General features: G+C 75.7%; 5 protein-coding genes and 1 pseudogene. 1 reads left to right on the forward strand and 5 read right to left on the reverse strand.

Translation table 11 applies throughout. The features are described from left to right. Positions 1 to 79: 79 nt before the first annotated feature. From V6U89_RS08385 to pdhA, 5 genes are all read right to left on the reverse strand, one after another. Positions 80 to 3,247, reverse strand: coding sequence for an LppU/SCO3897 family protein (locus V6U89_RS08385; protein WP_334570134.1), 3,168 nt, complete (start codon positions 3,245 to 3,247; stop codon positions 80 to 82). A 349-nt stretch (positions 3,248 to 3,596) separates the two neighbouring features. Further along, positions 3,597 to 3,734 carry a hypothetical protein gene (locus V6U89_RS08390; protein WP_172894132.1) on the reverse strand — a complete coding sequence of 46 codons (138 nt, stop codon included), beginning with the start codon at positions 3,732 to 3,734 and terminating at the stop codon, positions 3,597 to 3,599. 218 nt (positions 3,735 to 3,952) lie between these two features. Further along, complete coding sequence (locus V6U89_RS08395) at positions 3,953 to 5,446, reverse strand: dihydrolipoamide acetyltransferase family protein (protein WP_334570154.1); 1,494 nt, start codon at positions 5,444 to 5,446, stop codon at positions 3,953 to 3,955. 5 nt (positions 5,447 to 5,451) lie between these two features. Next, on the reverse strand, positions 5,452 to 6,441 hold the full coding sequence (locus V6U89_RS08400) for an alpha-ketoacid dehydrogenase subunit beta (RefSeq protein ID WP_334570136.1): 990 nt from the start codon (positions 6,439 to 6,441) through the stop codon (positions 5,452 to 5,454). Next, on the reverse strand, positions 6,441 to 7,619 hold the full coding sequence (pdhA, locus tag V6U89_RS08405; RefSeq protein ID WP_334570137.1) for a pyruvate dehydrogenase (acetyl-transferring) E1 component subunit alpha: 1,179 nt from the start codon (positions 7,617 to 7,619) through the stop codon (positions 6,441 to 6,443). The genes V6U89_RS08400 and pdhA overlap by 1 nt, the downstream gene beginning before the upstream one ends. 492 nt (positions 7,620 to 8,111) lie before the next feature. Between pdhA and V6U89_RS08410 the strand changes: the two are divergent. Further along, positions 8,112 to 8,988: pseudogene (locus V6U89_RS08410) on the forward strand (hypothetical protein); the annotation flags it as partial.

The following is an 8,988-nucleotide window of genomic DNA, read 5'->3' on the forward strand; positions in this document are numbered from 1 at the left end:
ACCCCGCGCGTGGTCGATCACGCCACAGCGGATACGACGGCGGGGCCACGGATCGCCGTGGCCCCGCCGTCGGGACGGGCTACTTGCTGGCCGGCTTGAGGCAGAGCACCCGGTCGGTGCCGCTGCCCGGCAGCACCACGTGCGGCTGGGCCGGGTCGGCGCACTTCTCCTTCGCGTCGACCTTGGAGACCACGGTGAACGCGTTCGGCTCGCCGCAGTTCGCCGCGCTCGCGCCGTTGCCGGACTGCTTGACGCAGGAGCCGACTGCCGGGTTGAACGTGGCGGGCTCCTCCTCGCTGCCGATCTTGCCAAGCAGGCTGAGCAGGCCGAGCGGGATGGCCAGGATCAGCACCGCCGCGATCAGCACCATGGCCAGCACCCGGCCGTTGCGGACCTTCGGCGCCGGCTGCTCGACCTTCGGCTCCGCGTCCGGCTTGAACGCGTCGAAGCGTCCCTGCTCGGGCTCCGGGTCCTGGTGCCAGGCACCCGGCCCGGGCTGGTTGCCCGGCCCGAAGGGCTGACCGGCGGGCGCGAACTGCTGACCCGGGGGCGGGAACTGCTGACCCGCGGGCGGGAACTGCGGCCCGGCCGGCGGGAACTGCGCCCCCGCCTGCGGGAACGGCGCGGTGCCGCCACCGTGGGACGGATCGTGGGCCGGGTGGCCGTAACCGGGGACCGCACCGGCGGCCGGACCGCCGCCGGCCGGGCCGGCGCCGAACGGCTCGGCCGGACGGTCGGCGGGGCCGTGCGGTCGAGTCCCGTTCATCGGCCGGTTGTTGCTGGCCGGGTCCGCGAAGGCCGGGATGGCGCCCGGGAACGCCGGCGGCGCGGCGGGCGAGGTGGGCGGCGCGGACGAGGGAGCCTCGGGGCCGAAGCCGGGCGGACCGGACGGCCGCTCCGGCTCGTCGAAGCGCCGCCGATCCTGGTCCTCGTACCGCTGCTGGTCCTCGTACCGCTGCTGGCCGTTGAAGGACTGCTGGCCGTCGAACGGCTGCTGGTCGCCGAAGCGGGGCGGGGAGTGGTGCTCGGCCTGCTGGCCGTCGTACTCCTCGACCGGCTCGTCCACCGACTCCGGGCGGGCCGGCCGGCCGTACACCCGGGGCTGCGGGGCACCCGTGGCGCCCGGCCGCAGGGCCTGGTCGGTCGGGGGCATCACCCGGCTGGCCAGCGGCACCGACGCGCTCGCCGACGCCCGCCCGGCGGCGGACTCGTCGGCGACCGGCACGGCGGCGCGACCGGCACCGTCGGCCTCCGGCGAGGTACGCGGCCCGGGCACCACCGGCCCGGCCGGGGACTGCGGCTCCTCGGCGGGACCCCAGCCCGACCCTTCCGGCTCGTACGCCGACGGCGCGTCCGCACGCCCGGCCGGCTCGACGGCGGACTGGTCGGCGGCCTGACCGAACTGGGCCGGCGGGACGTAGTCGGCCGGCGGCGCGGCGGCCAGGCTGGCGCCCGGCACCCGCTGCTCCTGCGGCGGCAGGGGCACCGCGTTGGCCGGCGAGATGCCGGGTGCCGGCGCCGGCTGGTAGATCGGGGCCTCGTCGGCGCGCTGGGGCTCCCAGGCGTCGCCGGCCGGTCGCTGCGCGGGCGGGGCCTCGGCGCGGCCCCAGACCTCCTCGGCCGCCCACGGCTCGGCGTCCGGCACCGCCGGACGGTCGGCACCGGCCCGCTGCGGCAAATTGTCGGCGTCCGCCCCCCAGGCCGGCGGGCCGCCGGGGACCGCGACGGACGCGGTCGCCCGGGCGGGCTGCTCCGGGGGCGTCCAGCCGGCCGACTCGGGTCGGTCGTCCTGCCCGGGCACGGCGGCCGCGCCCCAGGAACCGGCACCACGGGCCGGCTCCTCCGCGGCGGGCCAGTCGGCGCCAGGCCGCTGCTCCTCGTGGGCCGGAGCGGCCCCGCCCCAACCGTCGGCGGCCTGCTGCTCCACGCGGGCCTCCCAGTGGGCCGGCGCCGGGGCGCCGGCGGCGTCCCACGCCTGCGGCGACCGCTCGTCCGCCTGGGGCGCGTTGTTCCACCCGCCGGCACCGGCGGCGTTGTCCGGGGCGGCGGTGTTCCAGCCGCCGGAGCGGGCGGCGTCGTCCTGGCCGCCGGTGTTCCACCCGCCCGAGCGGGCCGGGTCGTCCTGCGGCGGGCGGGCGGTGTTCCACCCGCCGGAGCGGGCCGGGTCGTCCTCGGTGGACCGTCCGTCGGCCGCCGGGTTGTCGTGCTGCGGCACCTGCGCGGCGCCGCGCACGCCGGTGTCGGGCTGCGCCCACGCGGGCACGGCCTGTTCCGGCTGCTGCTGCTGCGGCACGGGTACGGAGGCGCGGCCGGCGGAGCGGGGCGCATCGTCCTGGGTGGACGGCGCGTTCCACCCGCCGGAGCGGGCGGCGTCGTCCTGCGGCGGCTGGGTCTCGCCACCCCAGCCGTCGGCCTGCTCCTGCGGCGCGGCTGCGCCGCTCCAGCCGGTGGACTGCTCGTGCTGCCCGGCGCCGACGTGCCGACCGCCCGAAGTGGACGTCTCGTGGGACGCGGCCCCGCCGGCGTTCCAGCCGCCGTTGCCCGCAGCGTCCTGGTCCTGGCCCGGCGTACCGGCGTTCCAGCCGCCGGAGCGGGCCGGGTCGTCGTGGGCCGGGGTGTTCCAGCCGCCGGAGCGGGCCGACTCGTCGTGCGGCGGCGCGGCGGCCCAGCCGTTGGCGGCCTGGTCCTGCTGCCCGGCGCCGGCGTTCCAGCCGCCGCCGGCGGCCGGGTCGGCGGAGGCGGGCCAGGCGTCGTTCGGCTGCGGCACCCGGGCGGCGCCACGGGCGCCGGAGTCGGGCTGCGACCACGCCGGGGCGGCCTGCTCGGGCTGCGCCCAGGCGGGCTGTGCCGGCTCGCCCGGTCCGGCGGGCTGGCCGGGCACGGAGGCGGCGGCCCAGGCGGCGGCGGGCTGATCGGGCTGGGCGGCCCAGGCGGGCTGGGGCGCGGCCCACTGGCCGGGCTGCGCCGGCTCGCCCTGCTGCGGCACCTGCGCGGCGCCCCACGCCGGGGGCTGGTCCTGCGCGGCGCCCCAGGCCGGGGGCTGGTCCTGCGCGGCGGCCCAGGTCGGTGCGGCCTGATCCGGTCGACCGGCCGGTGGTGGTGGCGCCCAGCCCAGGTCCGGGGCGGCGGAGTCGCCGTACCCGTTGTCCTGCTGCGTCTGCCGGTCGCCGTACGGCGCCGGTCCACCGGCGCCCGGCGGCACCTGGTCCGGCTCCTGGCCGGGGCGGTGCTGGCCCTCGGACGTCATGGGTGCGCCTCCTCCATCACATGTCGGCCGCCGATGCCGTCCGGGACCGGGCGGCGGGCCGCCGGTGTCGCCGGCGGATCGGCCGTGCGGGCTCCCCGCACCGTATCCGGTGACCGCGCGGGGCGTCCGGGGAGCACCGGGCCGTCACTCCGCGTCGCCGGGCCGTGGCGATCGGCTCTCATCCGGCTCGATCGGTGTCCCGGGTCGGCGGGTGGCGACCGTGCCCCACCGTACCGGGCGTCCGGTCGAGGTGGAATCCCGGTCTCAGCGCCCCGGGAACGCCGATGACCCGCCCGGGTGCCCCGGGCGGGTCATCGATCTGGAGGAGGTGAGGAAAGTCTGTGCCGCGTCAGCTCATGTGGCGCTGGGCGATCGCGAGGATCTCCTCACGCACCGCGGGCGAGTTGGCGGAACGAAGCGCGTGCTCGATCGCGCGGGCGCGGCGGGTGGCGTCGCGGCGGGTGCGGATGCGCTCGATCATGCTCATGGTGTCTCTCCTCCGGCTATTCGGTTGTCAGCCCCTTGATGTCTCTATTTAAGCGCAAGACGCCGCCAACTTCCATCGATTGTTAGGTGAGGTGGGACACCTGCCTACGATTCGTAGGCCACAGAGGCGATTGCCGAACTTTTCTTCGTGCAATGGCAACGGCCGGTGTGCCGGGCGTTCACCCTGGGCACACCGGCCGTTGCTGGTGTCGTGGACGGTCAGGTCCAGGCGAGCAGCGCCGCCTCGGGGTCGGCCAGGAAGTCCCCGATGTCGCGGAGGAACTTCGAGCCGAGCTCACCGTCGATGATCCGGTGGTCGAACGACAGGCCCAGCGTGGTGACCTGGCGCGGCTTCACCTTGCCCTTGTGCACCCAGGGCATCTCGCGGACCGCGCCGAAGGCCAGGATCGCCGACTCGCCCGGGGGCAGGATCGGCGTACCGGTGTCCACGCCGAAGACCCCCACGTTGGTGATCGTCAGCGTGCCGCCCGACATGTCGGCCGGCGAGGTCTTCCCCGCCTTGGCCGTCTGCACCAGGTCGGTCATCGCGTCCGCCAGCTCGCGCAGCGACAGCCGGCCGGCGTCCTTGATGTTCGGCACGATCAGGCCGCGCTCGGTGGCCGCCGCGATGCCCAGGTTGACGTAGTCCTTGACCACGATCTCGTCGCCGGCCCAGGTCGAGTTGACCATCGGGTACCGCTTGACTGCCAGCAGCACCGCCTTGGCGACCAGCAGCAGCGGCGAGACCCGCACGTCGCGCCACTCCCGCCGCTCGCGCAGCCGGTCCAGCGCCTTCATCGCCCGCGTCACGTCGACGGTGAGGAACTCCGTCACGTGCGGGGCGGTGAACGCCGAGCGGGACATGTTCTCGGCGGTGAGCTTGCGTACCCCCTTGACCGGGACGCGCTGCTCGCGGTCCGCGCCGAAGCTCGCGGCCGCCGTGGCCGGGGCCGCCACCGTCAGCGGCTCGGCCGCCGCCGGGGTCCCGCTCGCCGCCCGCTGTACGTCCTCCCGGGTGATCGAGCCCAGCGGGCCCGAGCCGGTCAGCGTGGCGAGGTCGACGCCGAGGTCCTTGGCCAGCTTGCGCACCGGCGGCTTGGCCAGCACCAGCCCGCCGGCCCGCCCGTTGCCGTTCACGGCCGGCGCCGGCGACACCGGCGCGGCCGGAGCGACCGGAGCGGGTGCGGCCGGAGCGGGCGGCACCGGAGCCGGTGCGGCCTGGACCGGAGCGGCCGACGCCTGGGCCGGCACCCCGCCCTTGCGCGGGCGGCGCTTGGCCGCCGTGGTGCGCGGGCCGTAGCCGACCAGCACGGCGGTACGCCCACCCGGGGCGGGACCGCCGATCAGGCCCGGCTCGACCGCGCCCTCGGTCGGGGCCACCTCGACGGCGGCCAGCGAGGCCGCCGACGGGGTGGGCAGCGCGGAGGCCGGCGCACCGGTCGTCGACTCCTCGATCGGCCCGGCGCCCGGGTCGGTGTCGATCGCGATGATCGGCGTGCCGACCTCGACCGTGGTGCCCTCCGGGTGGAAGATCGCCCGCACCTGGCCGGCCCACTTCGCCGGGATCTCGACGGCCGCCTTGGCCGTCTCCACCTCGACGATCGGCTGGTTCAGCTCGATGACGTCGCCCACCTTGACCAGCCAGGCGAGGATCTCGCCCTCGGTCAGGCCCTCGCCCAGGTCGGGGAGGTTGAACTCCTTGATCCGTGACATGCCGCTCACCAGCCGAAGGTGCGGTCGACGGCGTCGAGCACCCGGTCGAGGTCGGGCAGGTACTCCTCCTCCACCCGGCTGGCCGGGTAGGGGGTGTCGAAGCCGGTGACGCGCAGCACGGGGGACTCCAGGGAGTAGAAGCACTCCTCGGTGATCCGGGCGGCGATCTCCGAGCCGAGGCCCAGGTTGCCCGGGGCCTCGTGCACGACCACGCAGCGGCCGGTGCGCCGGACCGACTCGTACGCGGCGGTCAGGTCCAGCGGGGAGAGCGTGCGCAGGTCGATGACCTCCAGCTGCCGGCCGTCCTCGGCGGCGGCGGTGGCCGCGTCCAGGCAGGTCCGCACCATCGGGCCGTACGCCAGCACGGTGGCGTCGGTGCCGGCCCGCGCCACCCGGGCGGAGTGCAGCGGGTACGCGTCGGCGAGCGGGGCGTCCAGGTCGACCGGGCCCTTCTCCCAGTAGCGCCGCTTGGGCTCCAGGAAGACGATCGGGTCGTCCGAGGCGATCGCCTGCTGGATCATCGAGTACGCGTCCTGCGGGTTGGCGCAGGTGACGACCTTCAGACCGGCGGTGTGCGCGAAGTACGCCTCGGGCGACTCGGAGTGGTGCTCGACCGCGCCGATGCCGCCGCCGTAGGGGATCCGGATGACCATCGGGATCCGGACCTTGCCCTGCGAGCGGTAGTGCATCTTCGCCACCTGCGACACGATCTGGTCGTACGCGGGGTAGACGAAGCCGTCGAACTGGATCTCGCAGACCGGGCGGAAGCCGCGGATGGCGAGGCCGACCGCGGTGCCGATGATGCCGGACTCGGCCAGCGGGGTGTCGATCACCCGCTGGTCGCCGAAGTCCTTCTGGAGCCCGTCGGTGATCCGGAAGACGCCGCCGAGCTTGCCGACGTCCTCGCCCATGATGACGACCTTCGGGTCGTTCTCCAGGGCCCTGCGCAGACCGGTGTTGAGCGCCTTGCCGAGGGTGAGCGTCTCCGTGGCCATCAGTGGGCGCTCCCCTCGAACGACTCCATGTACTTGCTGAACTGCGCCCGCTGCTCGTCGAGCTCGGGGGACCCGGTGGGGTAGACGTGGTCGAACATCGACACCGGCTCGGGGTTGGGCATGGCGAGCACCCGCTCGCGCAGGTGCACCGATTCGGTGCGGGCCTGCTCGTCGATCGAGGCGAAGAAGTCCGCGTCGGCGATCTGCTGGTTGGTCAGGAACGCCTTCATCCGGGCGATCGGGTCCTTGGCCTGCCAGGCCTCGACCTCGCTGGCGATCCGGTAGCGGGTCGGGTCGTCGGAGGTGGTGTGCGCCCCCATCCGGTAGGTGTACGCCTCGATCAGGCTGGGGCCCTGGCCGAGCCGGGCGTTGTCCAGCGCGTGCCGGGTCACCGCGTACGAGGCGAGCACGTCGTTGCCGTCCACCCGGACGCCGGGGAAGCCGAAGCCACCCGCGCGCTGGTAGAGCGGGACGCGGGTCTGCCGCTCCAGCGGCTCGGAGATGGCGTACTGGTTGTTCTGGCAGAAGAAGACCAGCGGCGCGTTGAAGACGCTGGCCCAGACGAACGCCTCGTTGACGTCGCCCTGGCTGGTGGCGCCGTCGCCGAAGTAGGCGATCACCGCCTCGCCGTCGTCGGTGCCGGTCTTGCCGTCCATGGCGACACCCATGGCGTACCCGGTCGCGTGCAGGGTCTGCGCCCCGATCACGATCGTGTACATGTTGAACTTGAACTCGTTCGGGTCCCAGCCGCCCTGGTCGACGCCGCGGAACAGGCCGAGCGGCATGATCGGGTCGATGCCCCGGCAGTAGAGGACGCCGTGCTCCCGGTAGGTCGGGAAGGCCATGTCCTGGGTACGCAGCGCGCGCCCCGAACCGACCTGAGCGGCCTCCTGGCCGAGCAGGCTGGCCCAGAGGCCCAGCTCGCCCTGGCGCTGCAGCGCGGTGGCCTCGGCGTCGAGCTTGCGGACCAGCACGAGGTCGCGGTAGAGCCCGCGGTACTCCTCGTCGGTGAAGTCGACGCGGTACTCGGTCCCGTCCGGGCCGATCGCGCTGTCGATCCGCTCACCGGTGGGGGTGAGCAGCTGTACGAGTTCCGGCTCGCCCGCCGCAGCGGTGCGCTTGGACCGGGGTGCGGCCCGCCGGCCGCGGCTGGTGACCCCGGGGTCGCCCTTTGCCATCCGTCTCTCCCTGTCGTGTCTGCGTCGGCGCCGGGGGTGACCCGTCCGCGCAACTCGTACGCCGGCCCGGCCGGTGCCGGGCTGGTTCCTGGCGGCCGCGCCTAGCCCCGGTGAGGGTTGCCGCGCGGCGGTGAGCCGGATTCGGGGAGGAACCCGGTTCGGGAGCCGGCGCCGAACCGCGCCTGCCGCGGGGTGCGCGGAGGCCGGCTGCGTTGCCGTCGTGCCTGAATGATTGCAGAGGAGGTGAGCGGTCCCACAGTATGGCCTCCCCCACCGGTCCCGTTCCGTCGTCTTCGCGACGCATCGACGTATTTGTCCCTTGGAAGATTCACGGCGACGGACATTTTGTGTGTCGACACGCTGTGGTCCCTGGTGAACTGAGCGTCACTGGTCCAAGCTGACCTGGGTGCCGGTAGGGCGTTTCAGGCCCTATGTCCGTTTAGGAAGTCCGCCGGCACCCGGTTGCTCGAAAATCGACGAGGGAGTTCTGCGGTGTCCGAGTCAGGTGACGGTCCTCCCGCCCCCATGCTCGGCCGGCACCGCGGCGGTGGCGGCTACCGGCGGATGATCGGCGCGCACCGCGCTCCCGGACCGGCCGGCCCCGGCCGCGGCTACCTGTTCACCGTGGCCCTGCTCGCCGGCACGGCGTCCATGCCGATCCTCGCCGCCTTCAGCACCGGCTCCGCCACCGTCGGCAGCAGCGCGCTCCCCGACGGGAGCACCCCGTTCCTGCCCACCCCCTCCGACGGCCCGGTGGTGGTCCCGCTGCCCGCCACCGGCCCGCCCGCGCCGCCGTCCGCCGGGCCCGGGGACCTGCGGGCCGCCTTTCCCGCCGCGGGGCCCGGCGCGGTCAGGTTGATCCCGCTGGGGCCGCCGCTGCCCGCGCTGCCCGCGGCCGCGCCGGCCCCGGCCGCTCCCGGCTCGGCCCAGCGCCCGCTGCCGCCGCCCCCACGGACCACCCCGCCCGCACCGGGCCGGACCGCCGCAGCGACCCCCGCACCCCGCCCCACGCCGGCCGGCTCGCCCACCCCCACCCCGACCGCCGAGCCGAGCAGCACCTTCTCCGAGCCACCGCCGGACCCGACGCCCACCGTCAGCGCGGAACCCACCGCCACCGGCTCGCCCGAGCCGTCGCCCGACCCCGAGCCGTCGCCCGACCCCGAGCCGTCGCCCGACCCCGAGCCGTCGCCCGGCCCCGAGCCGTCGCCCGGCCCCGAGCCGTCGCCCGGCCCCGAGCCGACCGGGACCGTGAGCCCGACCGCCGCGCCGACCGTGGCCCCCACCCGTACCCCGCCGCCGCCTCCGTCGCCGGCCGCCGGGCCGCGCCCCGTCGCCACCGCCGCCACCGGCGGCCCGCGCAGTCGGGTCG

The sequence above is a fragment of the Micromonospora sp. CPCC 206171 genome, from assembly GCF_036906755.1.
Taxonomy (GTDB): Bacteria; Actinomycetota; Actinomycetes; order Mycobacteriales; family Micromonosporaceae; genus Micromonospora; species Micromonospora purpureochromogenes.